The 26661-nt window shown below is 56.6% G+C and carries 19 protein-coding genes and 1 tRNA gene; 8 read left to right on the plus strand and 12 right to left on the minus strand.

From position 1 onward, the window contains the following. Positions 1 to 38 precede the first annotated feature (38 nt). Complete coding sequence (locus K227x_RS12055) at positions 39 to 200, minus strand: hypothetical protein (protein ID WP_218933951.1); 162 nt, start codon at positions 198 to 200, stop codon at positions 39 to 41. Positions 201 to 224: 24 nt separating this feature from the next. Here K227x_RS12055 and K227x_RS30505 point away from each other — a divergent pair, with 24 nt between their 5' ends. From K227x_RS30505 to K227x_RS12065, 3 genes are all read left to right on the plus strand, one after another. Next, positions 225 to 371 (plus strand): hypothetical protein, encoded by a 147-nt coding sequence (locus K227x_RS30505; RefSeq protein WP_218933953.1) that lies wholly within the window; start codon positions 225 to 227, stop codon positions 369 to 371. 778 nt (positions 372 to 1149) lie between these two features. Next, on the plus strand, positions 1150 to 6063 hold the full coding sequence (locus tag K227x_RS12060; protein WP_145169731.1) for an Ig-like domain-containing protein: 4914 nt from the start codon (positions 1150 to 1152) through the stop codon (positions 6061 to 6063). Positions 6064 to 6377: 314 nt separating this feature from the next. Next, complete coding sequence (locus tag K227x_RS12065; protein ID WP_145169733.1) at positions 6378 to 6701, plus strand: HU family DNA-binding protein; 324 nt, start codon at positions 6378 to 6380, stop codon at positions 6699 to 6701. A 413-nt stretch (positions 6702 to 7114) separates the two neighbouring features. Here K227x_RS12065 and K227x_RS12070 read toward each other — a convergent pair whose 3' ends face one another. The 3 genes from K227x_RS12070 to K227x_RS12080 form a co-directional block, all read right to left on the minus strand. Next, a complete protein-coding gene (locus tag K227x_RS12070; protein WP_145169735.1) occupies positions 7115 to 7309 on the minus strand; it encodes a hypothetical protein in 195 nt (64 codons plus the stop codon). 203 nt (positions 7310 to 7512) lie between these two features. Then, positions 7513 to 8583: a flagellar motor switch protein FliM gene (fliM, locus tag K227x_RS12075; RefSeq protein WP_145169737.1), complete on the minus strand. Its 1071-nt coding sequence runs from the start codon at positions 8581 to 8583 to the stop codon at positions 7513 to 7515. 125 nt (positions 8584 to 8708) lie between these two features. Next, positions 8709 to 9986 carry a glutamate-5-semialdehyde dehydrogenase gene (locus K227x_RS12080; RefSeq protein ID WP_145169739.1) on the minus strand — a complete coding sequence of 426 codons (1278 nt, stop codon included), beginning with the start codon at positions 9984 to 9986 and terminating at the stop codon, positions 8709 to 8711. Positions 9987 to 10266: 280 nt separating this feature from the next. On the opposite strand from K227x_RS12080, the gene K227x_RS12085 reads away from it, so the two are divergent. Beyond that, positions 10267 to 10351: transfer RNA gene (locus K227x_RS12085), tRNA-Leu, on the plus strand. An 18-nt stretch (positions 10352 to 10369) separates the two neighbouring features. On the opposite strand, the gene K227x_RS12090 is transcribed toward K227x_RS12085, so the two are convergent. The 4 genes from K227x_RS12090 to K227x_RS12105 all read right to left on the minus strand — a co-directional run bounded on the left by K227x_RS12090 (position 10370) and on the right by K227x_RS12105 (position 15342). Beyond that, positions 10370 to 11887, minus strand: coding sequence for a tyrosine-type recombinase/integrase (locus tag K227x_RS12090; RefSeq protein WP_145169740.1), 1518 nt, complete (start codon positions 11885 to 11887; stop codon positions 10370 to 10372). A 587-nt stretch (positions 11888 to 12474) separates the two neighbouring features. Continuing rightward, the gene (locus K227x_RS12095; protein ID WP_218933954.1) at positions 12475 to 14862 is read right to left on the minus strand and encodes a phage/plasmid primase, P4 family; all 2388 of its coding nucleotides are present in this window, start codon (positions 14860 to 14862) and stop codon (positions 12475 to 12477) included. After that, positions 14859 to 15080 carry a helix-turn-helix transcriptional regulator gene (locus K227x_RS31585; protein ID WP_145169744.1) on the minus strand — a complete coding sequence of 74 codons (222 nt, stop codon included), beginning with the start codon at positions 15078 to 15080 and terminating at the stop codon, positions 14859 to 14861. Before K227x_RS31585 ends, K227x_RS12095 begins: the two co-directional genes overlap by 4 nt. Next, a complete protein-coding gene (locus K227x_RS12105) occupies positions 15064 to 15342 on the minus strand; it encodes a hypothetical protein (protein ID WP_145169745.1) in 279 nt (92 codons plus the stop codon). The genes K227x_RS31585 and K227x_RS12105 overlap by 17 nt, the downstream gene beginning before the upstream one ends. A gap of 783 nt (positions 15343 to 16125) precedes the next feature. Here K227x_RS12105 and K227x_RS30510 point away from each other — a divergent pair. From K227x_RS30510 to K227x_RS12120, 4 genes are all read left to right on the plus strand, one after another. Next, positions 16126 to 16278 carry a hypothetical protein gene (locus K227x_RS30510; RefSeq protein WP_218933955.1) on the plus strand — a complete coding sequence of 51 codons (153 nt, stop codon included), beginning with the start codon at positions 16126 to 16128 and terminating at the stop codon, positions 16276 to 16278. Positions 16279 to 16449: 171 nt separating this feature from the next. Continuing rightward, positions 16450 to 16776 carry an IS66 family insertion sequence element accessory protein TnpA gene (gene tnpA / locus K227x_RS12110; RefSeq protein WP_145167548.1) on the plus strand — a complete coding sequence of 109 codons (327 nt, stop codon included), beginning with the start codon at positions 16450 to 16452 and terminating at the stop codon, positions 16774 to 16776. After that, complete coding sequence (gene tnpB, locus K227x_RS12115; RefSeq protein ID WP_145167546.1) at positions 16773 to 17123, plus strand: IS66 family insertion sequence element accessory protein TnpB; 351 nt, start codon at positions 16773 to 16775, stop codon at positions 17121 to 17123. Before tnpA ends, tnpB begins: the two co-directional genes overlap by 4 nt. 152 nt (positions 17124 to 17275) lie before the next feature. Then, the gene (locus K227x_RS12120; protein WP_145167544.1) at positions 17276 to 19042 is read left to right on the plus strand and encodes an IS66 family transposase; all 1767 of its coding nucleotides are present in this window, start codon (positions 17276 to 17278) and stop codon (positions 19040 to 19042) included. Positions 19043 to 19077: 35 nt separating this feature from the next. On the opposite strand, the gene K227x_RS12125 is transcribed toward K227x_RS12120, so the two are convergent. The 4 genes from K227x_RS12125 to K227x_RS12140 form a co-directional block, all read right to left on the minus strand. Then, positions 19078 to 20676: an ATP-binding protein gene (locus K227x_RS12125; protein ID WP_145169747.1), complete on the minus strand. Its 1599-nt coding sequence runs from the start codon at positions 20674 to 20676 to the stop codon at positions 19078 to 19080. After that, the gene (locus K227x_RS12130; protein WP_145169748.1) at positions 20669 to 21724 is read right to left on the minus strand and encodes an SIR2 family protein; all 1056 of its coding nucleotides are present in this window, start codon (positions 21722 to 21724) and stop codon (positions 20669 to 20671) included. The genes K227x_RS12125 and K227x_RS12130 overlap by 8 nt, the downstream gene beginning before the upstream one ends. Beyond that, the gene (locus K227x_RS12135; RefSeq protein ID WP_315854355.1) at positions 21724 to 24558 is read right to left on the minus strand and encodes a restriction endonuclease; all 2835 of its coding nucleotides are present in this window, start codon (positions 24556 to 24558) and stop codon (positions 21724 to 21726) included. The genes K227x_RS12130 and K227x_RS12135 overlap by 1 nt, the downstream gene beginning before the upstream one ends. 387 nt (positions 24559 to 24945) lie before the next feature. Continuing rightward, positions 24946 to 26622 carry an RNA-binding domain-containing protein gene (locus K227x_RS12140; protein WP_145169750.1) on the minus strand — a complete coding sequence of 559 codons (1677 nt, stop codon included), beginning with the start codon at positions 26620 to 26622 and terminating at the stop codon, positions 24946 to 24948. Positions 26623 to 26661: the final 39 nt, after the last annotated feature.

Consider the following 26661-nt stretch of genomic DNA (forward strand, 5'->3'; position numbering starts at 1 on the left):
CCCCCATCATCCAGGGCCGAAACTCTTGGCGAGTCTCGCTACCAAGACTTTCGACCAACCGCATCATCCCGTAGCGCAAGTCGCCAAGACTTTCGGCCATCCCCCATCATCCAGGGCCGAAACTCTTGGCGAGTCTCGCTACCAAGACTTTCGACCAACCGCATCATCCCGTAGCGCAAGTCGCCAAGACTTTCGGCCATCCCCATCATCCAGGGCCGAAACTCATGGCGAGTCTCGCTACCAAGACTTTCGACCAACAGCATCATCCCGTAGCGCAAGTCGCCAAGACTTTCGGTGTCCCCAGTATCCAGGGCCGAAACTCTTGGCGAGTCTCGCTACCAAGACTTTCGACCAACCGCATCATCCCGTAGCGCAAGTCGCCAAGACTTTCGGCCATCCCCCATCATCCAGGGCCGAAACTCTTGGCGAGTCTCGCTACCAAGACTTTCGCGCAACCGCATCGTCCCGTAGCGCAAGTCGCCAAGACTTTCGGCGTCTCCCACCATCCAGGGCCGAAACTCTTGGCGAGTCTCGCAACGAAATTCCGCAACGAAATTCCGCCAAAATCGCCGGCTCGCACTGCCGCCGGATCGCTGCATTCTCTCCGGATAACCGGGACGACCGGGCGACCCGCTCAAACGCCCCTGCCCTACCGGGCGATCGACCGAAGCCAGCAACCGTGGCTTCATTTGGGTGCGTCTCGGGGACGGCCAAAATATAGTGGGGAACACGAGGGCTGGTCGGGGCGTCGAAAGCCTGACCGGTGGAAGACTCGGGAATCGGCTGATTTCGTGCCATCGCAGGCCGATTTGCAGCGGTTGACCGGGCCGATCCGTCCTCGTCTCGTCGCCACTTGCACCCGTCTGTCGCGGATAATTGGTTCCGGCACTGTTGAAACGATCGCGTTTTGGCCCCTATCGAATTGGGGGAAATGCAGCCCCTTGGCAGCAAATGTTAAATGGTAGGGACTACAGCGGATTTGTTTGTCCTGCCGCTTATGCGGTGCCGATTCAACCCGATGACTACCCGACCTGAGCCGGATTCTGCGTCCTTGCAGACGGCAAAACGTCATCCATCGTGCCCACCAGAGAATGCTGGTGGACCACGTTCGTCAAAAATGCTCAATCGCTCGAAATTCTGAGATTCCAGATGCGTTCTTCCCAAGCTAAGTCAGATTCCTCGGCCTCCACCGGCGGTGTTCGTCGCTTGCTCGAAAAATTCATCCTCGGCCAGTCCAGCCCTCCCAACCCCAAGAAGGGACGACTGCTGCTGGAATCGCTTGAACAGCGACAATTGATGGCCGGCGACATGGATCTGCTATTCACCGATGGCGACGGCGTGGCAGCCGCGGCGATGGATAGCCAAACCAGTGTCCAGAGTTCCAGCAGTGGCCTGCAAACCACGACCACCGCCGAGGGTGAATCGGCCCCGGACCTGGTCCAGTTTGCCAAAGACTTGGCCGATGCAGGCGTCGTTTTCTATGGTGCCGGTTGGTGCCCGGCATGCACGTCCCAAAAACAACTCTTCGGTGACGGGCAGCACAGTTTGCCGTTTGTCGAAGTCACCAATCCGGACCGCAGCCTGAATGCGACCGGGACCGCCGAAGGGATCAGCGAGTTTCCGACCTGGGATTTCCCCAGCGGAACGCGTTTGGTGGGCGTCCAGAGTTTGGCGACGCTAAGCCAAACGGCGAACGTCCCGATTCCGCAAAGCGATACGCCGTCGTTTCAACCGATCGGCAATTTGACGGTCCAGACCGGCAGCCCAATGCACATTCCCATCGATGCCTATGACCCCGGCGATGGCCCGTTGACGGTCACCGTCTCGGTTGCCGATCCGACTCTGTTAGAAGCGTCGGTGTTGTCGGGCAACCGGTCGATCCGAATCGACCTGCAAGGGTACGGCGACATGGTGTTCGAACTGTTCGAACAGCGTGCACCCACGGCATCGGGACGAGTCGCCGACTTGGCCGAATCGGGATTCTATGACGGGATCATCTTTCACCGTGTCGTTGACGACTTTGTCATCCAAGCTGGTGATCCCACCGGCACCGGCACCAGCGGTTCGACCCTGGGCAATTTCGATGACGAATTCCATCCCGAACTGCAACACAATCGCGAAGGCGTGCTGTCGTTCGCCAAAAGCGCCGACGACACCAACAACAGCCAGTTCTTTATCACCGAGACACCGACTCGGTTCTTGGACTTCAACCATTCGATCTTTGGCCAGTTAGTCGAAGGGTTTGATGTCCGTGAAGCCATCAGCGAAACCGCTGTCAACAATAGCTCTCAGAACAAACCGATCAACGACGTCATCATCGACACCATCGATGTGTTCAATGACACCGAAAACTCGGTCGTGATGCTGAAACCGATCGGGAATAAAACGGGGACCACCACGGTCACGTTTACCGTGACCGATGCAGACGGAAACACATTCAGCCAGACCAGTACCGTCACGGTCACGGCGGATTCCGAGAACAGCCAACCGTTCCTGAACAAGATCACCTCGCCAATCACCGGCACCGCTGGCCAACCCGTTACGCTGCAACTCTCCAGCGTCGACGTCGAAGGCGATTCGGTCTTCTACACCGCACGATCGGCTTCGTCGACCGCCAATGGGACCGTTTCGGTGGACTCGTCCACGGGCTTGGTCACGGTCACACCGGCCAGCGGATTCACGGGCACCATCCTGGTCGATGTCGGTGTCAGCGATACCGCGATCAGTTCCAGCCAAACGGCCGACGACAATCAACGTTTGACCTTCACCATCGAAGGCGAAAATGTGGTTGCCGTTCCGACCGCGGTCGATCTGCAAACCGGCAGCGACACTGGTACCAGCAATATCGACAACATCACCAACGCGGGCTCGTTGACTTTCCAGGTCAGCGGAGTCACCAGTGGTGCGACGGTCGAACTGGTCAACACCGCGACCGGATCGATTGTGGGAACCGCCATCGCCTCTGGAACCACGGTTTCCATCACCACGAACAACATCGCCGCACTGGGCGATGGGACCTATCCCATCGCTGCCCGCCAACGCGTCGCCGCCACGACCAGCGGTCTTTCGTCGGCCCTGTCGTTGGTCTACGACACCACCAGCCCGGCGTCGGTGATCGCCAGTGCAGCCACCCAGGCCAACGTTGGCCGAAGCTACGTGACGGATTTGATCAGCCCCGAAGAGGGCAACGGGTTGACCTATACGTTGACCGCCAACCCCACCGGGGCGACCATCAACGCAGCAACCGGCGTGATCAACTGGACCCCCACCACCGCTCAATTGGGCACCAACTCGTTCACGCTGACCCTGACGGATGCCGCTGGGAACACTCGCACCGAAAATCTAACCGTGAATGTCGCGGGCGAACCGGTCGCCGAGATCAAACTGGAAGTGACGGACCTGCAAGGCAACGTGATCACGTCGATCGCCGTGGGCCAAGAATTCCTGCTGAACCTGATCGGCGTCGACGCTCGATCGTTCACCAAACCCGGCATCTATGCCGCCTACGCCGACGTCCTGTTCGACAACAACTTGGTTCGCGTCGTGCCTGGATCGACGATCGATTACAGCGACGACTTTACCGTCGTCCCCAAGGGCACCGTTCAAGCCGGATTGATCGACGAATTGGGGGCAGTCAATAACCGGATTGTCGCCAGCAACGAAGCGGAAAGCTTGATCGCAACGGTGCGGATGGAAGCGCTGGCCAGCGGTATCGTCAACATTCGCAGCGAACCGGCGGACGAAAGCGACAGTGATGTGTTGATCTTCGGCGAGGACAACCAGGTTTCGGCGGACAACGTCGCCTATGGGAACGTCTCGCTGACCGTGGGCAAATCGTTCAATGCCAACCCCGACACGTTCTCCGTTGCCGAAGACAGCGCCGCGACCACCCTGGACGTGTTGGCCAACGATACGATCATCACTGGATCCGGAAATCTGTCCGTCGTTTCGGTCACCCAGCCTGCCGCCGGCGGTACGGTGACGCTAACCGGTGGCGTGCTGAAGTTTCTGCCCACCGCCGATTTCAACGGCACCGCAGTGTTCACCTATCGGGCTAGCGACAGCGCTGGGATCCAAGAAACTGGCAGCGTCACGGTGACCGTCACACCGGTCAACGACGCCCCCAGCGCCAACAACGATACGCTGACCGTCCAGCAGGATTCGACCGACAACGCGCTGGACCTGCTAAGCAATGATTCCTTCGCCCCAGACACCGGCGAAACGTTGACAATCACCGCCGTGGGGACAACCACCGCCGGTGGTACCGTGTCGATCGTCTCCGGTGGTGGCTCGGTTCGCTACACGCCGCCAGCCGGTTTCGTGGGAACGGATTCGTTCACCTACACGATCAGCGATGGAACGTCGACAGATCAGGGTTCGGTTTCACTGACCGTCGAATCGACCGATGATCCGCCTACCGCGATCGGCGACTCGTTCACCGTCACCGAAGACGCTGCCGAGGCCGCTTTCGACGTGATGGCCAACGATACTCGAGACGTCGACAATCAGTCGTTCGTGCTCAGCGCCGTCGGCACGCCCAGCCAGGGCGGGACCGTTCGCATCAGCGGCGATGGTTCGCAGTTTTTCTATCGTCCGGCCGCCAATTTCAACGGCACCGAAACGGTGACATACACGATTCGCGATACCGGTGGCGGGGTCGCAACCGGTACGGCGACCTTCACCGTCACCGCAGCCAACGATGCACCGCCCATCTTGGACAAAACGGTGCCGATCAATCGCGGCGGAGCGACCGAGTTCGTGGTGTTCCGATTGACCGAATTGCCCGCCAACGTGGACGCTGGCGAAACGTTGACCATTGCCACCAGCACGTCGACGACGACAACCGCTGGCGGCACGGTTCGAATCGACGCAGCCTCGGGGACCATTTTCTACACGCCACCGAGCGGCGATTTTGTCGGCACCGATTCGATGACCTATTCGATCAGCGATGGCTCACTGACCAGCACCGGTACGCTGACGCTGAACGTCGCCGACTATGCCGAGCGGAATATCGTCGTGCAGTTCGGTTCGGGCATCCAAGGCACGATCAACGGTTTGACGTTGACCGGCACCAACCTGTTGAACGAAACGGTCGAACAGGTGCTAGCGTTTAACGCCAACGGAAGCATTTCGACAACCGTGCTGCCCGGCAGTTACACCGTCAACGTGCCCGCGATCCCGTTCCTGCAGAATGCGTCCCAGTCGCAAACGATCACGATCGAAAGCGGCGCCGACGATGGTGACGCGACCATCAACATCGAACTGGGCCTGTTGAAGGCACAATACATCTCGCTTCGCGATTGGATGGGGCGTTCGTCTCGCCAATCGCTGTTGGTCGCCGTTTCACCGGGCGAAGATGGTGTGTTGGTGGTCCCTTCGGCACAGATGGATGTGATCGATCAAGCCAGCGTTTCGCTCAGTTCCGATGGTACCAACGTGACCATTCGCGGCACGACGAATGACAGTGCGTCGGCGGCATCCAAGGTCACCACGACCTTGACGACGATCAACAACCGCAACGTCCAGCCTCGCGGCGAATCCGGCGATCTGCAGCTCTATCGGGTCAGCGTCGATGAAGACGAGGTCGTGTTCAACCCCGACACCGCGGCCAGCGCGACCACCACAACGACCACGACAGGATCATCCAGTACCCAGGCGTTGCAAGCGGTTGCACCGGAGTCTGCCAGCCAGGAAACCGCCTCCGCTGCGGCGGCCTCTAGCCAGTGGTTGCTCGGTGATTCGCAGGCCGAGGGCGAGTCCATTGCGGCACAAAGTGTCACCGTTGCCGACGCCTTTGTCCCGGCGTTGATGTCGGCATCGGCCGATAGCCGAGCGGCTGTTTTGCCGCTGGAAGAAGGCGATTTGTGGGTCGAATCCGGACCGGACGATCAGGGCCAGTCGGCCATCGATCAGGACAAGATTGTCGACGCATCTTCGGTTGATTCCGCAATGCAATCGGTTGCCGATTCGTTGACCGTGATCTCGCCATCTGCCGAAGCGATGGCCGACAGCGAGTCGCTTGGAATCGACGCCATTGACCGTCTGCACAGCAGCAATTTGTAGGTTCTGGCACCCTCGGCGGCGACCGCTGGGGGGCTGATAAACGCCCGTCCATAACGCTCATGGACGGGCCAACGACGCAGGCCGAGGGACCATTTTGGCTGTGTCAAGTCGTCTAAATCGACACTTTTGGGTGTGTTCCAGATGATGGCGGCTCGCAAAAATCCCCGGAAAACGTGGGCTTTTTTGCGTCAAGCCGGGTTGCAACGATGGCGACGGGGACATAACACTTTGCCCTTAGCGATCAACGATGCGCCGGCTGATCGCGTCGAAACCATCTAAGACACTCTCAACACTACTCGAAAAGGTTTTCTCTCATGGCAAAAGCAGCAGCTGCTCCGAAGGCCCCTACCAAGACCCAGATCCTCGCTAACATCGCAGAATCAACCGAACTGTCGAAGAAGGACGTCGCAGCCGTCTTCGACGCTCTGACTGCCGAAATCGCCAAGTCGCTTGCCAAAGGTGGCCCTGGCCAATTCGCGATCCCTGGCCTGTGCAAGATCGTCCTGAAGGACGTTCCAGCCAAGCCAAAGCGAAAAGGACGCAACCCTGCCGATGGCCAAGAAATCTGGTTGAAGCCAAAGCCAGCTAGCAAGAAGCTGTCGATCCGTCCTTTGAAGGGCCTGAAGGAAATGGCCTAAGGCCTGACCTTGATCTGCGATGGTTGACCGGCTCGCTGTGCGGGCCGCGACTGTTGCAAACGATATTGAATTGCGCCTCGCCCAATGAAGTTGACCAACGAATTCGTTGGCGAGGAAACAGGAACGTGCCGCCCCCGATTGAACCAAGGGTTTGCACGTTTTCTTGCTCTCTTCCCCCCCAAAAAGATCGATAGCAGGATCTTGATTCCGCCATCTCTGCCGGGGGCTCCGACGCGGCATTCCAGAACACTCATTCAGCACTGAGTGTCCTGGGGTCGTTTCCGCAGTCGAGGCAAAGACGAGGGCAATGCTCGGTCCAGTCACGTCGACGAACCGTCTGGTCCGTCCCCTGTGGCGTCCACGGCGTTCTACGGCCGTCCGTGTGCCCTCCCATCGCTCTGCACCGCAGCTGGTCACTGTGAGCCGCTCCACGGATGTCCACAAATCACCCCGTAGCGCAAGTCGCCAAGACTTTCGGCCATACGCATCGTTCCGTAGCGCAAGTCGCCAAGACTTTCGGCCATACGCATCATTCCGTAGCGCAAGTCGCCAAGACTTTCGGCCATACTCATCATTCCGTAGCGCAAGTCGCCAAGACTTTCGGCCATCCCCACGCATCATTCCGTAGCGCAAGTCGCCAAGACTTTCGGCCATCCCCACGCATCATTCCGTAGCGCAAGTCGCCAAGACTTTCGGCCATCCCACCCCATGATCCGTTTATCGATCACCCCCGATTCCTGACGAAACCAAACCGAATCTCTTGGCGATTTTCGCTACGAAAAACCGCTCCGAACCGTGACGCCACCGGCCACTAGGGTTCCGTGGGCGGCTCTTCGGGCAGTCGTTTGATCTCCATGACCGATTCGATGCGAACGGCCTTCTTGCCTTTGAACGCACCGACGCGTGCGTTGAACTTCGGCACATCTTGAACGGCCAACTCCAGCGGCGAATTCACTTCCTTCTCGGTCGTGATCACATCGCCGACGGCTAGTTCCAACAGATCGGCTGTGCGAATTTTGGACCTGGCTAGCGTCACCACAATGTCGACCGGCGCGTCATTCATGCTGGTCGAAATGCGGCCGCGGGACTCATTGGTCGGCAACGCTTTCCCGTATCCGACCCATCCGTTTCGCGACAGCCGCGAATTGAAATTTTCGATCGTGTTGAACGGGATGCACAGATTCATCATGCCCCGATTCTTGCCCAACAGGATCTCGAACCCGACCAAAATCACGACCTCGTTGGGCGGCACGATTTGCACAAGCTGTGGGTTGCTTTCGACCTTCTCGACCTCCAGGTCCAATTCGACGATGTTCTCCCAGGCTTCGGTCAGCCGTTTTAGGAACAGGTCGACCACGCGTCCGATCAGCCGGTTTTCGATTTCGGTCAGCGGACGTCGCACCGCTTCGTTGGGATCCGGGTCGCCGCCCAACATCCGATCGATGATCGCGTAGGAAAGCGTGGGAGCGATGTCCAGGATCCAGTTGCCGTTGAGCGGTTCAGGTTTCAGCACGTTGAAACAGCTGGGGTTGTCCAAGCTGAAAACGAACTCGCTGTAAGTCAGTTGGTCGACGCTCAGCAGCTTCACTTCGATCATCGTCCGCAGCATGCCGGATACCGACGCACCAAAGTTTCGGGCCAACGATTCGTGCAGCGAGTGCATCGCCCGCATCTGGTCCTTGCCGACACGCTCGGGCCGCTTGAAGTCGTACGCGGTGACGCGCGGTGCGGCGCTGGCCGGTGCGGCTGCGCGCGGGCCCGCGGTCGGACTCTTCTCATCACTGAACTTGGGTGGTTGCGGTTTCGCGGGAGCCCCCTCGACCGTTTCCATCGCCTTCAGCAGGCTTTCGACTTGGTTCTGACTCAGTGATTCATCGGACATATCCGTGTCCCTTCCATCGGTAACGCTGGGATGACGTGGCCGGTGGGCTCCGCGTCTTGTTGGTTTCTGAATCGACTCTCGAACAACCGCTTAGGACTGGACGACACTTCTTCCTTGCACGATTCTCACTCGCGAACCTGCCCGTTGCCTCGCACCACGTACTTGTAGCTGGTCAGTTCACGCAGCCCACAGGGGCCACGAGCGTGGAACTTGTCCGTCGAAATGCCGATCTCGGCGCCCAATCCGAACACGCTGCCGTCATTGAACCGGGTGCTGGCGTTGACCATCACCGCGGCACTGTCCACTCGCGTGGTGAACACGTCGGCCGATCGCAGGTCCGACGTCACGATCGCATCGGTGTGATGCGACCCGTAGCGATTGATGTGGTTGATCGCCTGGTCCATCGAATCGACAACCGCGACGCTGATCTTGGGACCCAGGTATTCGGTGCCCCAGTCGTCGTCGGTGGCGGGGATGGAATTCGTCAGGTGCTTGGCCGCCCGCGAATCGGCTCGGATCTCGACGTCGTACTCGGCCAGTTTCTTTTCGATTTCCGGCAGCGCTTCCGCAGCGATGCCGGCGTGAATCAACAGCGACTCGCACGCGTTGCAGACGCCCATGCGTTGGCACTTGGCGTTTTGGATGATGGCGGCGGCCATGGGCACCTCGGCGCTGGCGTCGACGTAAACGTGGCAGTTGCCGTCGTAATGTTTGATCACCGGCATGGTCGCCTCGCGAGCCACTCGCCGGATCAGGCTCTCGCCGCCCCGCGGGATCGTCACGTCGATGGCATCGCCCATGGACAGGAATTCGCCGACCGCTGCGCGGTCCGTGGTCGCGACCAATTGCACCGCATCGGCAGGCACGCCGCAGCGAACCGCGGTTGCCGACAGGATGTCGACGATCGCACGGCTGCTGTGGATCGCTTCCTTGCCACCACGCAAAATAACTGCATTGCCGCTTTTGACACAGATTCCCGCCGCGTCTGCGGTGACGTTGGGGCGGCTTTCGTAGATGAAAAAGACGACGCCCAACGGGACCCGTCGCTTCAAGATTTGTAGGCCGCCTGGGCGCGTGAATCCATCGATGACTTCGCCGATGGGGTCCGGCAATGCGGCGATCTCGCGTAGGCCGGTGGCGATCCCGGCGACTCGTGCCGCGTCCAGGCGCAGTCGGTCGACCGCGGCCTCGCTCAGTCCGTAGCCGGGGGCAGCGGCCAAATCCAGCTCGTTGGCGGCAAAAATGGCTTCGGTGCCAGCTTCCAAGGCAGCGGCCGACTCGATCAGCCACTGGTTTTTGATGGTGGTGTCCAAGGCCGCCAGTTCGTAGGAAGCAGCTTTGGCAGCATCGGCGGTGCGACGGCAGTATTGGCCGAGATCAAGTTCGGCGGCGGTCGATGACATGAATCAGTGCGTAAAAGGAGGCAAATTGCGGCGGCTAGAATGGCTTGCCCCGGATTCTCTGCAAAGCGGCCGTCAAGGTCAACGTCGATCCCCGCATCGACCCGGCTTTCGGGGCCCGAAACGCCGTTGATTGCGGCCGATCGCCCGGCACAGCGGCAGCGATGGGAATCCGATCCGAATCCGGTGGGGGCCGGCGACGGCAAAAACACGTCGGCCGGGGCGTTGACGCGCCACCGCAATCTGAGACACTTTCCCGGCCCAGAAAGATCGACACGACAACGCGGCCGTGGCGGAACTGGCAGACGCGCTAGGTTGAGGGCCTAGTGGGAGTTAATCCCGTGGAGGTTCGAGTCCTCTCGGCCGCATCCGATAAACCCCGTGATTCACGGGGTTTTTTTTATGCTCCGCCGGAATTTCCCGATGTCGGCAGAATCGTCCAAATGAGCAGCAATGCCCCCTAGTTTGCGTCCGTCCCCTGAATTTGTTGCAACCAATGGTGCAACCTTTCGCGGGCGGTCGAAATCTGGAAGTGATTCGACGGCAGCTGCCGTGTCCAGCAATCGCGGATCGGTGTACGTCGTCATCGTCAAGCTGATATTGCTGTGTCGCATCGCCGCCTGAGCAACTCGAGGGGTCACGCCGGCCCGGGACAAGTGAGTCCCGAACGAGTGTCGCAGTGCATGGACGTGAACGACTCGGCCTTCGTCGTCGATCTTGGGGATTCCAGCAGCTTCCAGGTCCTTGTCCAAAATGTCAGTCAAACTCGATGAAACATGGAACACCCGATCGGAAGGCGATTTGTCCGCAGTCCATTTCCGCAGTTCGCCAGCCAAGTCAGACCGGATCGGCAGCGTCGAACCCTGTCGATTCTTTTCGTTGCCGGCTTTTAGTTTGACGAACGAAACGTCGCCAAAGGACAAATCGCCGACCGTCATCGATCTCAATTCCCCTTTTCGCAATCCGGTCAGGATCGCGGTTTTGTAGATCAACGCTCGCTCCGCCCCCAGACGCTCCAGTTTGGCCCTGCGTTCATCGGTCAGCACGATCACCCGTTGGCCCTTCTTGGGCCCGCGTCGAACGGTTTCGGCAGCAATGACGGGACGTTCCCGTGCCGATTGCAGCAGCCGCGACATTTCATCTTCGGTCAGTGCCCGAGCAACGCGGCGGCGGTCCTGGTTGGTGTCCCGCTTGCCGATGCCACCGAATGGGTTGACCAGCATCCGTTTTTCGCCCTGCATGTTCGAGCGGTGACCGTTGACCCGTTTGCCGATCAACCAGTTTCCAAACGCAACCCACGCGTCGATATAGCCGTTGTAGACCGATGCCGAAATCAATTTCGGCGGCTCTGGATGCTCGCCTTCGGTTGCCGCCTTGGGTGTTTCAGTCAGCACCGACAACCACTTTTCCAGCCGATCGGCGTTCAGATCCGACAACCAACGAAAATTGCATTCGTTGGCCGAACGATTCAGTCGCGTTTCGTAATTCTTGACGTGATGGGCGTTGCGTCCCCGATCGCGCTGATAGCCGATGTATGCGGCGATGTGGTCGGCAACCGGCGTCCTTTGGTGGTCGGCCACCTTGTCCTGATCCGGCGATAGAATCTTGGCTTTGACCAGTTCGGACCGGTCGGTCAATTCCTTCAGTATGGCTGCGGCGGCCTGTCTGTCGCGGCAACCCGTCGCGACTTCGCGAATCACACCTACGCCGTCGCGATACTTCGCTGTCCAGGTGGCTGCTTCGGTCTTGATCCGTGTGGAGCCGTCTCTGCCGGTCGTCAATTCGGCCGTGCGTTTCTTGCCGCTTCGAGTCTTCCATTGTGCGATCTGTTTGCCTTTGCGGGTGACGATTTTCGCATTAGCAGGCATCGGACGCGTTGTCTGTTTTTTTAAGAGAGCTGCCATCTTTGTCCCTCATGTGTGCAGTAAGTCTAGCTGTCGTGATCAAAAGCAAGATCGCCTGGTGCGATCAGAATTTGTTGTGCCTGGATGCTGTGAATCTGTTGGTTCATTGGCTTGTTCAGGGGATTGCCACCTAACGCCTATTAAACCACGGAAAAGTAGCGTTTTGTATGCGTTTCATGGCAGTTCCGGTCGGCAAAGTGCCGTTTAGGGGGACTGCGATTCTCGTTTTGCCCATTTCGCTCAGCGGAAAGGAATCCCCCCCCCCTCAAGTCCGCTCAATCAGCTCCGGTGCTGCCGCGTAGACATTCAATTGGTTGAATCGCTGCCTCATATGATTCATTTCGCTCGGCAATTTCTCACGCCGATGGGGAGGGTTGGGGTGGGCTAATCCCGTCCCTCTTTAGATTTGGACAATCCGTAAGAGAGACAGAACATACCCACCCCAAGTCACCCCAAAACGCCGCGTTTCGGAACGTGACATCGTCACGCCCAAAAGGCAGGCTTGGGGTGGGCTAATCCCGCCCCTCTTCGATTTGGTCAATCCGCAAGAGAGACAGAACACACCCACCCCAAGTTACCCCAAGACGTTACTCGTCAGAGCGTGCCATCGAGATGCCGCGATAGGCGACTTTATCTCGATAGGGCCCGGATCGAGGAGACAGCTTTTCGAATCGATCGGTAAGTTCTCTTCCAAATGCTGTCTTCGATAACTCACCACCCCAACGCTTGTAGGCGTCGAAAATTTCCGCACTGGAAACCGTGGCAGTCTCGTCAATCCGGCAGCGTTCTTTTAGGAAGCTACCCAATGGATCTTGACCGCCCCGATAACTGGAACCGATTTTGACGACACATTCTGGCTCAACAAATCCATGCCGCACGTAGTCTCGATAGCCAGCCATCAGCCAATTGAAAATTCCTGGGCCCTCCTCGTTGACGATCACGCGGTGGTAATCAGGGACCAAATTGACATGCTCACGAAGATCAACCTCGAACGGAATGACCTTGATGCGACGCCAGATGGCTTCGTCGGTTCCCGTCACCTGCGGTAGGTGATTCGTCGATAGCCAGAAGGTGTGGGTTCGAGGAAACGTCCAGAAGTCTTCGTGCATTCGCCGAGCAGTAATGACGGAATCGCCGGTTAGTTCCTTCACCCTCGATTCACGCATCCGGCTGCCACGCTCCGGTTCCGATATGGCCACAATCCGCTTCTGATACAGACTTGCCTTCTCGGTCGGATGTCCAGGCTTATCGCCCAGCAGCAGCGATTCGTTGGCGACAAAGCCGTAGTCCCCAGCAATTTTCAGTACGGCATTCCAAACGAACGACTTGCCGTTGCATCCTCGTCCGTACGCAATGGGCAAAATGTGTTCGCCGGGATTCCCCGCAAGCGAATAGCCAAGTATTTGCTGAACGTAACGAATCAAGCCTTCATCCTCTCGGAAGATCAGCATCATCGCCTCCCGCCAACGCGGACATTCGGCGTCCTCAACGAATTCGACGTCGGCTACTTGCGTCAACAAATCTTGCTGCTGATGCGGCCGAAGCTTTGCCGTCCTCAAGTCGTAGGTCCCATTGAGAAGATTCAAGACCATTGGATCCTGGTTCAGATGATCATGCGAAATTTGCACCCGATCATCCGCTTTCGCAAGCTCTAAAATGGCCTTGATGCCATTGGCTCGATTGGACGACTTGCAGAACTGCCGAACCGTTGAGCATTGCTCTCGACTCACGGTCAGGTCACTGGCAATCGCAGTGAAGCTCTTCCAAAGATTACGCACAAATCGTCGACAGGCACCCAGTGTCAAAGTGTCGCCAACATCCACAACAAACCTCTTGCCATCCCAGACAAGATATTTGTGCCAGCCTCGAACGTATCGAAACTCACTTCCGCAGGCGTCAACGAACTTCGTAGCCAGGTAATTCTCATTCCGATTGGTTGAATCACGCAGCCAAGAATCCCCGGTCGAACGAATGGAACCAAACGGCGGTCCCACAGGCTCAACAGAAGTGGCCTGATCGCCTTTTCCGTCGATCGCCGTGCGCTGTGCCTTGGGCGCAGGCTTGTTAGCCAAAGCCTCGTCAATCAGACGTTGCACAACGTTTGCACCATCGCGTTCAATGACGTCACGAACGTCCTTGCCCTTTTTGCCCACAATCGGTCCGGGCAATTGTACCTTGGTCGTCGATGCTGAAACACCATTGAGCTGTTCGATAGCACCCAAGGCACCTTTTTGACCAGCTGCATCAAGGTCTGGAACCAGGATGACTGTCACGCCAGCGAACAACCTCACGTACTTCTCGTTCAGCGTCGACGTGGGCAATCCGCACGCGTTGTAGCCGAGGCCAGATACCGCGGCAGCGTCCTTCACACCTTCAACGATTACCCAAACCTCACCAGGGCAAGGCAGCTTCCCGGGAAAAAACAATCCCGAGTTGCCGGCACCTTGCTTGAACTTTCCTTTATCGCCAGGATCGGCAATGAGGTCGAAGTGAGAATGGATTTCGCCAAGCTCGTTGCAAACGGGGATCCTCGCCACATCACGCCCGCCTCGTTTGGCCGAAGTGGCGCCGAAGCGACGCAGCACGTCACCATCAATTCCCTTCGCCCTAGCGACTCGGTCAACGATGTCATTCGTGGCTTCTGAACGATCCGATGCCAGTGGATGGGCCGAACCGTCCAGGAACTCAGCAATACGCCTTGCTGCGTCGCCTTGGCTTGTGCCGGCGAACGCGGCGACTGTTGCAACCACATCGCCAGTGGGCTGATCCCCCGTGCAGGTTCGGCAAGCGATTCGTCCATGGTCATTCGCATTTCCTTCTGCGGGCCATATGACCGTGTCTCCTCCGCAAACCGGACACGGATGATCTTCAGCCCCCTTTTGGATCACAGTCGACGGGAGTGGAGTTAACGCGGCGATGACCTCGCCACAACGACCAACCGATTCCCGGTTGGCTCTTTCAATCAAAGAACTCATCGGCGGCCTCCTTTCCTGATCTTTGGGCATCCATCCGAAATCCACGCCCTAACGGCACTGGGTTCCCAGCGGACGAGCCGTCCGATCCTGAAGGGACGTGGCATTCGCCCCGAGTCAGCAAGACGCCGGACGTGAGCCGGCGAGCATTGGAGCAAGGTAGCGACATCGTCAACGGACATGGCCACATCAGAAGGCGGCTGTTTAGGAAGTTGCGTCATTGCACTTCTCCTTTCCAGCCAGGATCCATTCAAGGACCTTCGGTTCGATAAAATCGGTGTCCGATTCGGGGAATCCTTCTTCAGCCAGCTCGAGCCAAGTCTGGCAGGCACTCAAATCGTCAACTGAATACAGGTTGAAACCGGACATTCGGAAGCAGGGGATCGGTCCGTCCGGCGCCGTCAGCACTACCAGCTGATACTCGCTAATTTCGAGAATTTCCGCAGCCTCAATTTGACCGACTAACTTCGTAACTTTCGACATGGGGACTCCAAAGGTTTGATGGGCCCGCGAAATGCAGGCCTCTACCTATGTCCCAGCGTTCGGGCAAATTCCGTCCGAACACGCTATTGCCATCCGTTGCCACGGCCAGGAACCTGCGGTTCTACCGACGCAAATGGCAAGCAAGAAAAAATTTTTCCGATTTGCTGTTCGCCCGAATAGTTTCCCGAATGGTCGAACGGTTTGGGGAGTATCCATCGTCGCTGGAAAAGATTTGTCCAGATACCTGAACATGGTGGAGTCTGTGAACCTGTGCATGCCTCGAAATCCCCAAGGCGAGAATCGGGAGATCGCCTCGGTTCACGGTGCAGAGGCGGTTGTGGCTAAGTGCGAGGACGGTCTGCGGATCCGACAGGGGGGCAACTGTCACGGGGCGCTCGAAAAGAAACCACCTGTGGGCGCCAAAAACGCCCCCACGCAAATGGATAACGCAAGCCAATTCGTTTTTTGGATTTACAGCCCGTTGCCCCGTCCTCGGGGCTTTAAATCCGAAGAACGAATTTGCGGACACACCTCAAATTGGTGGGGGCACGAAAAGCGCCCATTGCTGGTCCCATCGAGGCGCCCCGTGACAGGCAACGCTGACAGGAACGTCGGTGGGGAGCCTGAAGAGCGCGTAGGATCGTAAACACAGACGAACAACGCGGGTGCTGAATTTTCCGTAGATTCAGTCGAATAAAGGCTCCAGCGAAGATGATCCCCAAACTATTTGATCGGAACCGCGCCCCGTCACGGAAACGAAGCGGATTCCTCAGGCTACCCGGTGTGCGCGAGACAGCTCGTCTTCACCGTCACTCGCCGACCGATGTGGCGGGCAAATGGCTGAAACGTGTTCTAAACGGCTTGTTGAATGTTCACGCCATGTCGGGCAACCTGGCTCATTTGCAAGTGTTCCGCCAAGAGGTCGGCAAGCTTTGATTCACCGAGCTACGTGGAAGATTGCAACGCTACCGCTGTACGTGGGCAGGGATGCGTAACTTGATTGACAAGTGCCTAAAAACTTCCGGTGATGCGTAACCGTACACCAAAACCATTGTAGGCGCAGGTTTTAGGCTATTGGGTTTACCTTGCTTCCCAATGGAGAACCCTATGAATCGAGCCGAAACCGCGAAGCTTTGGACGGAGCGTCTGCAACGATTTGAGCAAGCTCAGATGACGGTCGCTCAATTCTGTTCCGCCGAAGGTGTTTCGCAGCCGTCTTTCTACAACTGGAAACGCAAGCTGCGGTCGACGCGGGATCCGAAAGTCCCCGTCGTGGCCAAGTTTGTGCCCGTCTCGTTTCAAGCCACACCGGATCGCCCCGCTCCCGCAGCCAATCTCGCGAACGCGACGATTGAACTTCCCGGTGGCATCCGCATTCGTATCGAAGTGCCAACTGATTCTCAGCCGAATCCACTGCGCAAGGATCAACCATGATCGGATTGCCTGATGGCATGCCGATCTATCTGTGCACCGAGCCGGTCGACTTTCGAAAAGGCTTTGATGGTCTGACCGGAATCGTCACCACCTCGTTGGGCAAGAGCGTCACCGACGGTTCGCTGTTTCTGTTTGTCAATCGAAAGCGAGACCGCATCAAAGCCCTCTGGTGGGAGACTGGTGGATTGACCTTGTGGTACAGGCGACTCGAGCAAGGCACCGTCGAGCTGCCAACGCCTCCCTGTGATCAAACGCACGTCACGATCGATTCGGTCGAACTGGCCATGTGGATCGCAGGCGTCTCACTGAAATCGGCCAAGACAAGACGCAAGCGAATGGTGGCGTAGGGCCGTCTGGCCGGCCAGTTCCACTTCGCATCAATCAGTTCCACTTCGCATCAACCGGCTTCGTGAGAACATTCTCGCGGGGCCGGTTTTCTTTTGGACTTTCGTGGGGACGCACTTGCGCTTTTGGTGGCGAACTTTATAATGTCGCCATCATGGATCCCAAACCACTCCCCGCCGACCTCGATGCTGCTCATGCGTTGATTCAAAAACAAGCCGTCGCACTGGAGTTGAAAGACAAGCTGATTGAGGAACAAGCCCACAGCGTCTTAGAACTTAAGTCCGACCGTGACAAACTCGACGAGAAGAACATCGAGCTGAACCTGACGATCGAGAAACTTCTCAAGCAACTTTTTGGTCGCAAGAGTGAGCGACGCATCGACTGTGACGGCCAGCTGCATTTCGACTTGGGCGAAGAGCCCACGCCCGAAGTCATCAGCGCACTCGAAGAAGCGATCTGCGACGCTCGACAAATTGTTGACGATGCCGAAGAAGACAAGAAGAAGCGACGACGAAATCGCTCCGCAACCGGCGACCGCAAGTTCCCCGAACATTTGCCGCGCTATGAACGCATCGTCGATGTGCCCGAAGGAAAACGCGAAGGCTTGACCCTGATCGGCTATGACGAAGTTGAAACGCTGGAGTGGGTTCCCGCGGATCTCAAAGTCCGACTAACCAAGTATGCCAAATACGTCCACCCAACCGACAAAGCGCAAGGCATCGTCAGCCCCGAGCGGCCCACGGGCCTCGTCGAATGGGATCGCTTCGACGCCTCGATCGGTGTCGAGGTGGTGGCCTGGAAGTACTTCTATCACCTGCCGTTCTATCGTCAACAAGACATGTTCGGGGCCAGCGGCTGGACGCCCAGTCGCAGCACACTGCAGAACATCGAAACGGCCGTCGAGTTCGCCCTGCGTCCGCTCGCCGAGCACTTGCAGAGCATTCTGAAACAAGATCCCACCGTTGGCTGTGATGACACCGGCGTGCTGTTGATTACGCCCGCCGCGATGCCGGACTTATCGGATCACCCGCGCGGTAAACGTATCACCGAGGTCCTCGAGAAGGCGATGACCACAGGCAAGCCAAGCATCAAAGCGAACTTCTGGGGCTACTACGCTTCACGGCTTCCGGTTGTCGCTTTCGACTTCACGGTTAGCCGTCACCGTGATGGTCCGGACGACGTGCTGAGTGACTTTGAAGGTAACCTGATTGGCGACTGTTGGTCGGGATTTCAGAAGATCCAAATACGAAGCGACTCGCGAATCACTTTCGCAGCGTGCTGGGCACATGCGCGTCGCAAGATCGACGAGTGCCGCAGTGCGTTCCCGATCCAAGTGGCGAAACTTGAGTCGTTGATTGGAAATCTTTACGACGTGGAGGATCAATGCAAACACCTTACTGCGCCGGAGCAACTTTCGCGACGCCAAAGCCTGTCACGTCATGTTCTGGATCAGATCGAAGCCTATCTTTCCAGTGAAGCGATGCAGTCACCGAAGGTGCTTCCCAAGAGCAACCTTGGGATGGCGGCGGCCTACGTCCGTCGGCACTGGGAGGCACTCCATCGTTTTACCGAAGATGTATCGATCCCGCTGGACAACAACGACTGCGAGCAGTTGATGAAGCGGGTGGCGACGGGTCGCAAGAACTGGATGTTCAAAGGCTCGGTGGCCGCGGGCGAACGGGCTGCAAACTTAATGACAATCATCGGGAGCGCGATCCGCAACAACTTGGACGTGCGAGCGTACTTGGATGATGTCCTGCGGCGTGCGCTATCCGGCGAAACCGACTGGCAATCAATGACGCCCCATGCCTGGAAGGCAGAACATCCCGAATCGATCCGGCAATACCGCGACGACGAACGTCGCCAAGCCGCCGACCGCAAGAAAACTCGCCGCGCCCGCCGCCGAACCCGCAAAAAGTAACCAACCCCAAGCGCCCAACTGGTGCTGGTGTACGGTTACGCATCACCAAGCAGAAGTGCTTCCCCAATATCTAACAGCGGGAGCATTTCCATTAGCCCGCTCATCGAATCTGGAATCAGCCGTCCGACGACGGATTGATCTCGATCGTTGGTCAAACGAAGAACCAGGAAGTTGTTGCACTGGCTCAGAATCGTTCTGCTGACATCAGAGGGGCGTTGACTGACAACAACAAGCGAAACGCCATATTTCCGACCTTCTTTTGCGATGCGTTCAAATGTGGCAAGGGCCTGTTTCTCAACCGCATCGGCGTCGTCTTTCACCGGTAGGTAGAGATGGGCCTCATCGCAGATGATTGAAAACGGAGTGCGTTTCTCTGGACGCAACCAAAATTGCAGATCGTAGAGCAAGCGAGCAAAGGTGCCGGTGACGATCGGAAGCACGTCAGTTGGTACTTCCGAAAAGTCAATAATCTTGATGCCGGGCCGATCCGGGTCAGACCGTAGTGCTGAGACAAGTTGTTTTGCCAGCCAGTCGTATTCCATCGCCGCTTGCGGCGGATGAAACAAAAATCCGTAGCGTCGATCGTCTAGCTTCGCCTTCATTCGTCCCAGAAATCTAGTTAGCTTTCCGTTCCAGTCACCCTTGACTGGTTTTGCTGTTTTCCCCGGCACCATCTCGGTGTCATCGTGCTCAACCCTGCTTACCAATTCCCCGATGTCGTACGGAATCGGAGAGTCGACCGTAAACGTCATTTCTGTCTCGGTTTGCTTCTCCGCTTGCAAGGTCTGCAGTTTCAAATCTCGAACGTGTGACGTAAACCTCGATGCTTGATTGGGAGCGTTTTGGTCACTGCGGTCGAGGATCATCGAGAGCATTTCGTCACGATTCAGCAACCAGTATGGAAGGAACAAGACGTCATCACCAGGCGCATCAAGATCGCCAGGCCCTGCGATTCGGTAACGGGTGGCGTAACCATTTTTTTTGTCGGCTAAAGGTTCGTACTCGCCGTGCATATCAAAGACGATGATGTTCGGGTGCTTGAGCTTACTTGCCCGTTCGAGCAGCAGCGCGACCGCGTAGCTCTTGCCCGATCCTGTGCTGCCAAGAATCGACGCGTGCCGTTGGAAAAAACGATCACCGCTCGCGACGGCTTTTGCATTCGGGTCGATGACGAAATTCCCGAGCTCTAACCTTTCTTCTTCCTTCAATTCAGCGCCAAGCAGTCCCATGAACCGTTGCAGGTTTGCTCCTTCGATGAAGTAGCAGTCACGGTCAATCTGCGGAAAGGTGTCAGCGCCCCGCTTGAACTTGTTGGGTTCGTCGCCCTGTACTGTTCGGAAGGTACCCACCAGAACCACGCGAACCACGTCGTCCGCTCGGAACCCAAGTTCAAGAGAATCACTACTTTCCTGTTCTTCGTCGAGAAACTCTTCGCGAATCGAGCGTGTTACTTTTTCGGTGATTCCGATCAGGAATTCGTGTTCGGTCGAGCCCTTCACCGCAATCAAATTGCCGATTCCGACTCTTGTGATCAGTTGCGGATCAGAGACACCAATCAACACTCGCGTAGTGTCGACCGCTGCGACCTTTCCTAGAATATCTGTGGACTTGAATTGCAATGCGGCATCAGGCATGTCCAAAAACCTCCGAAACGAAAACATTGAGGTCCCAAAGCCTTGGGCCTGGGAAGAATTTTTCTTTACCGCCATGGTAGATGACTGCGCCATCTGCTTTGGACTCTTCCGCATTAGCAACGATGGCGGTGATTGCGTTCGATTTAGTCATCAGTTCACGCGCGTTGTCGGAGAGCGAATGCGTGATTAACAAGGTTGGTGCACCGTGAATGATTTGATCATTCAAATGTGTCTGTAGATGACTATCATTGAATCCATAGCCAAGAATTAGGAATCGTGAAGCTTCGTCTATTTTGCGATTTGCTTTCTCGCGGTGAGCGTCAAATGGCCGTTCGTACCCACCCTGATATTTATTCAGTCCTGGCGTGATGATCAGTCTCTGGCCTTTTAGCGGAAAAGAACAGCGAACCGGTTCGTTGCCCTTGCGAAACCAATCAAGGCTTCCGTGCGGTTTTAAAATAAGGGCGTGATCGCAAAACTGACGCTCAACCCTCTTGTTTCGTGAGCTTACGCTTCGGCACAGGCTGTGGCGACTACCGGTAGGATCATGCTTGGCTAGGTGGTGTCCCGTAAAGAGTGAGTCGATTCCTAGTCCCATTGACTCAACTGCGATCTCAATCAATCGATCGTAATTGACCGTGATGATCGTCCTCGGAACACCATTGCTTGGCTTCAGCATGTGTGGAATAAGCTTTGAAAAACTAAGGACACGACCCTCATTCAACACCTCGTCAATGATCTTGCCTTCCTCACATAAGATTAGGTCGGCTGTGTGCTTGATGATCAGGGCCTCTAGTGCATCGTCAGGAGGATTGTCGAGCAAAATCTGCTCAAGATTGCATTGATCTTCAGAGAGTTCGTGAGCGATCTTCTCCCATCTAGTCGACGAAGCTGGAGCAATTTCCGAGGGGATTCTGGCAAGCAGGTGCTGGGCAAGCCCTGCCATCCCGGAGACGCCCTCGGCACACGAAAGCCCCGATCCGACGATCGTGACGAGTCCATCGGAAAAGTGTTCTTGGCAAAGCTGCTTGATTTTGCCCAAATTCATTACTTCACCAATCCCATCAATTTTTCATAGCTGTCGACAACGTCGTATCTGACGTTGTCGTTGGTGATCTTGGCGAAGAACTTTCGGGCGCAGTCGATCTTGGCGGATTCGATCTTCTTGAGCTCCAACGAGCTCATGCTGCCTTTGGTTTCGGCGATGAAGAAGACGTGCTTGACTTTGCCTTGCTCGAAGGCGATGGCCCAGTCGGGGTTGTAGTTGCCGACGGGCGTTGGGATCGAGAACGCTTTGGGCAGCTTGGCGTAGACAACGACTTCGGTGGACTTGTCGAGGGTTTCGACGAAGGTCCGTTTGGTTTTGCTGTCGGTGATAACGTAGTCGTAGACGTGGCGTTGGGCTTCGTACGCGGATGAGATGTCCGCTTTCTTGTCGGCGGTGAAGATGTCTGTGTAATGCTGGCCGTCGAGCGGGTTGTAGACGAGGTGTTCGATGATGATCGTCGCCTTTTGCTCGTTCATCAGACGGGCGGCTTTCGCCAAGAACTCTTCCGGGTTGATCCGGAACTGCTCGAACGTGTTGGGGAGAATCTTGGACAGAACACTGACCACGGTCTTTCGCGTTAGCTGAGTCGATTCGCTAAGCTTGCCGACGAGGTCGTATCGAATGTCCGTCGAAATGGGGGCGTCAACCGTGTCGGTTTGGTTCTCCTTCACCTCGAACGCGGTACGGTTTTCGAGGTCATCGACGGTGTTGGCCTCTCTTTGAATCCCTCGGTTGACTTCGTAACGCAGCTTGGAGACGTGCAAGTCTTGGTTCAGAGCGGACACGCAGTTGGTAATCAGTTCATTGGTCTCGAACTCCACCGCGTAGACCGCTTTGTGATTGATCCGTTTCCAAAGGTCTTGGAACTCTTTGCGGTCTAAGTTCTTCTGATTGATGGGGTTGCCCTTCGGACTTCGGCCGTTGCTGAAGTCCGGCAGCTTGGTGTCGTCAAAGACACTGTCGATCAGTCGAAAGATCGGTTCAGCCAGCGGCTGCAACTCTTCGGGAAGATCGGCCAAGGTGCCGGCTGCTTTGGCCTCGTGGTACGTCGACGTGATCCGTTTCTCAAAATCGGTGTAACCATTCTGAACCAGATAGAAATAAATCTGGGACGCCATCTTTGCGTTGACAATCGTTTCGTCCGTCTCGGTTCGGAGCAGTTTCCCTGTAAAATAGTCTTCGCTGGCGAATCTTGGCCTCGCCGACAACGAGTCACGCATTTCGCCTTGCAGCTTACTGACGAAGTCTTGGAAACTCTCGTTTGCGACAACGGTCAAAACATTGACGTCGTGGACGATGGTCGGATCGTCGATCCGCTGGCCGACCGAGTTCACGCACAGCCGCAGTCCGCGACCGACTTCTTGACGACGCGTCACGGTCGAGCCTTCGTAGTCAGTTGGCTTCAGCATTCCGATCACGAACACGTTGGGATTGTCCCAGCCTTCGCGGAGTGCCGAGTGCGAGAAGATGAATCGCACCGGTTCGTCGAGCGAAAGCAATTGTTCTTTGCGTTTCAGAATCAGTTCGTAGGCGGAAACGTCATCGGTTTCCCCTTTTGTCTCTCCACGGCCAATGACCTTCGGGTCGGTCAGCTGACCTTTCTTGTCGATTGAAAAGTAACCGGCGTGAGTTTTGGCCGTTTCGATTCCGTCGAGATACTTTTGGTACTTCTCGTCCTCGGCAAACATCGTCCGCTGTTCTTCGCGGATTTTGGCGTACTCCTCTTCAAAGTAGCGGGCATAGTCCCCATCGACTCGATTGCCATCGGCGTCGTACTGGCGATACTTCGCGACCGTGTCGATGAAGAACAACGACAGCACCTTGATGCCCTTGGCGTAGAGTTCCTGTTCCTTCTCGAAGTGGGCCTTGATGGATTCACGAATCTGTAGACGGCGCAGCGTGTCTTCGTTCGTGTCACCGCTGGTTGTTCCGGCGGTCAATCGCTCGCCGTTGGTGAATTCGACGTAGCCTTCGCCGAATCCTTCGACGCCGCGAGCGTCAATGTCGGCGACCACGAAGCCCTTGTACTGGTCAAGCTCTCCCGACGCGACGAACAGGTCCGTGCCCTTTTCTACCAGCTTGCGAATCCGCTTGATACCGCTGGCCGTTTTCTGTTCGATCTCAAGCACACCGACGGGCGGCTTGCTTTTGCTCAGACGGATACCTTCCAGGTAGACGTATCCGTTGGTGCCCTTGAGTCCCTTGGTAGCGATGCCGCGAACGGCAATCTTCTTGACCAGTTTCTGATTGTACGCATCGAGGGCATCGAGTCGGTAAACCTTGTTGTGTTCAACCTTGTGTGTCGCCGAATACCGCAGGATCAACATTGGGTTGAACTGGGCGAGTGCCTTGACGGTGGCTGGTCCACCCATGCGTTGCGGCTCGTCCAGGATCATGATCGGACGGTTTTTCTTGAGCACGTCGATCGGTCGGCGGGACTGGAAGTCGTCGCGAGCACTGAACATGATCCGTGCGGCCTTGTTCGTCGCATCCTCCTTGAACGCGTTGAACGCTTGCACGTTGATGATCATCACGTTGATGCCAGCGTCGGACGAGAAACTTTCCAGCTCGTGCAGTTGCTTGCTGTCGTAAGTGAAGCAGCGGGCTTGACGCCCGTATTGCTGCAAAAAGTGTTCAGCGGTGATCTCGAACGACTTCTGTACGCCTTCGCGAATCGCGATACTGGGCACAACGATGATGAACTTGTTCCATCCGTACTGCTTGTACATCTCGAACATTGTCTTGATGTAGCACAGTAAGTCTTGCCGGTGCCGGTTTCCATCTCGACATCGAGGTTGATTTTGCAGGTGGCGCCCGAAACCAGCGACGTTGATTCCGGAATATCCTGTTCCAGCTGGATTCGCTTGATGTTTGCGAGTAGCTGAGCGTCGGTCAGTCGCAGATCGGCGTTGCGAAAGCCTTCCAGTTCTTCGGCATCAAACAACGGCGTCGGAGCGGCGGAGGCGCTCAGGCCGGGATCGATCGCGTATTTGGGCGTCGTGATCAACGGCTGGCCCGTGAAGCAGTCGACAACCGCAGCCACCGCGTCGGTTTGATATTCTTGGATTTTGAACTGAATCTTCATGGAGTTTTTTCTAATTTATTCCTGCGTTCTTTCTGCATTTCGACCACGCAGAAAGGCAAAAATGCCGTGTTTCCCGCACTTTGCGACCACGATTCTTTCTGCAAACTCGACTTCCTTTCTGCAACACTCTTGCACGTCAACTCTGTTCCTCGCCCAACTTCCATCGGGGCTGGGTTCTGGAACCAGCGTTGTGAATCGTGCCAGCCCGCCTCATGGCCGTCAGCAGGTTGCTGACTTTGGTTCGCTTCTGTTCTTCGCCCAACGCTTCGCTCAGATTCTTCAGAAGAAGTTCGTCGACGTCTTCGCGTGACGCAGATCCAAATCGTCCTATGAAGTCTAGGATCAACTGCTTGTAGTGCGCATCGTCTTGCGCCCGCGTCCGAATGTATCGAGCCTTGTCACCTGTGATCGAAGCGACTTGCTCGGAAACGTGGAGCTGGTTCTTACGTCCCTCCACCAGCTTGGCGCGACGCAATCGCTTGAGGGCCTGACTTTCAATCGGAAGCCCCTTCTGAACACGGTCGAGCGCAAACACATCCTCCAGCGGAAGATCCGTCTTTTGAATCAGAATCCGGCTGTACGCTTCATCGACCAGTGCGCCCGGAATCGTCAAACGCACCGTACCATGTTCGGAAACGTCGTAGTCGGGCAAGGGAAAATAACGCCGAGCCTGTCCGACGTACATGCGGTGAATGCCATACCCAAGCGTGTCGATCATGTTCAACCGCGTCATCGCCTGCATCAGGAACGGATTGCGGTAGCTGCGTGGGGTCTTGGTTCCGAAAACGTAATCGTCGGGGTGCCCTTCAAAGAAGTCGCCCGAGTTCTCCAAGACGATACGGTCAAGCATCTCTGTGACGACGATGCGTGCGCCCAAGCGGTAATCTTGGTGAGCGATGCAGTTGTGGATGGATTCCAGCACGATCTTCTGGTCGTATTTGGCGACTTCGACTGCAATCAGCGAGTCCGCCGGCAAAATCCGAATTTGCACATTGCGGATCCGTTCATACAAAGCGGATGTTGCCAACAAATAAGGTGGCGTGAAGATCTCGTTGCCCTGTTCCGGACCGACCAACTTCCAAACCAACTGCGCGAGATACGGACTGAGCAAGTGCGTCGAGGTCGGCTCGCCCACCAATAGCAAAGCGGCTCGTGTGATTTGTCCGTCAATTGTCAGAGACGCACGATCCAGGAACGTTCGGTCATCCCAGCTCGTCACTTCATCCACGTCTACGGATCGAGCGTGCTTAATGGCGAAGTTCTCTCGCGCCTTTTCGATCGCATCATCCGACAAATGACGTCGCTCGGCATCGGCGACGATTCCTGCGGTCCAATCGCTTTCCAATGTTTGTCCACGAATTTCATCTTGTTTGGCAATGGAAAGCGGGCCGAGGCTTTCTCCGCTGCGGGCGTAGTAGTGCCCGTTCCAACTGATGGCGATACCACGGGGAGCTGCTGGGATCTCGAACATCAGCACCCGATCTCCTCCCACGTCGATCTCGTGAATTTCGCGGAAGCAGATGGACGGGGAACTGTCCTCAGTCATCTGTTGCTTGAGCCCATCCAGCCGCGCCCGATCGCGGCGGTAATCCGAATCGACGATTTCCCGCGTCTTATTATCAACACCAAACACCAACCACGCCGTATCAACATCACGCAGGTTGGCTTCATTGGCCAGCGCCGTTAAGTATTTTCCGATATCGGAGGTGGAGTACGAATCGCCGACATTTTTGAACTCCACGACTTCGCTTTCCCAAGCTGCAATCAGCCTGGTCAGCGTTCGTTTCAGTTCAGCGTCGGTATGTTTCGTCATGATAGTTGGATCCCAGATTTGAAACGCGGAGGGGCGGAG

Source organism: Rubripirellula lacrimiformis (genome assembly GCF_007741535.1).
Classification (GTDB): domain Bacteria; phylum Planctomycetota; class Planctomycetia; order Pirellulales; family Pirellulaceae; genus Rubripirellula; species Rubripirellula lacrimiformis.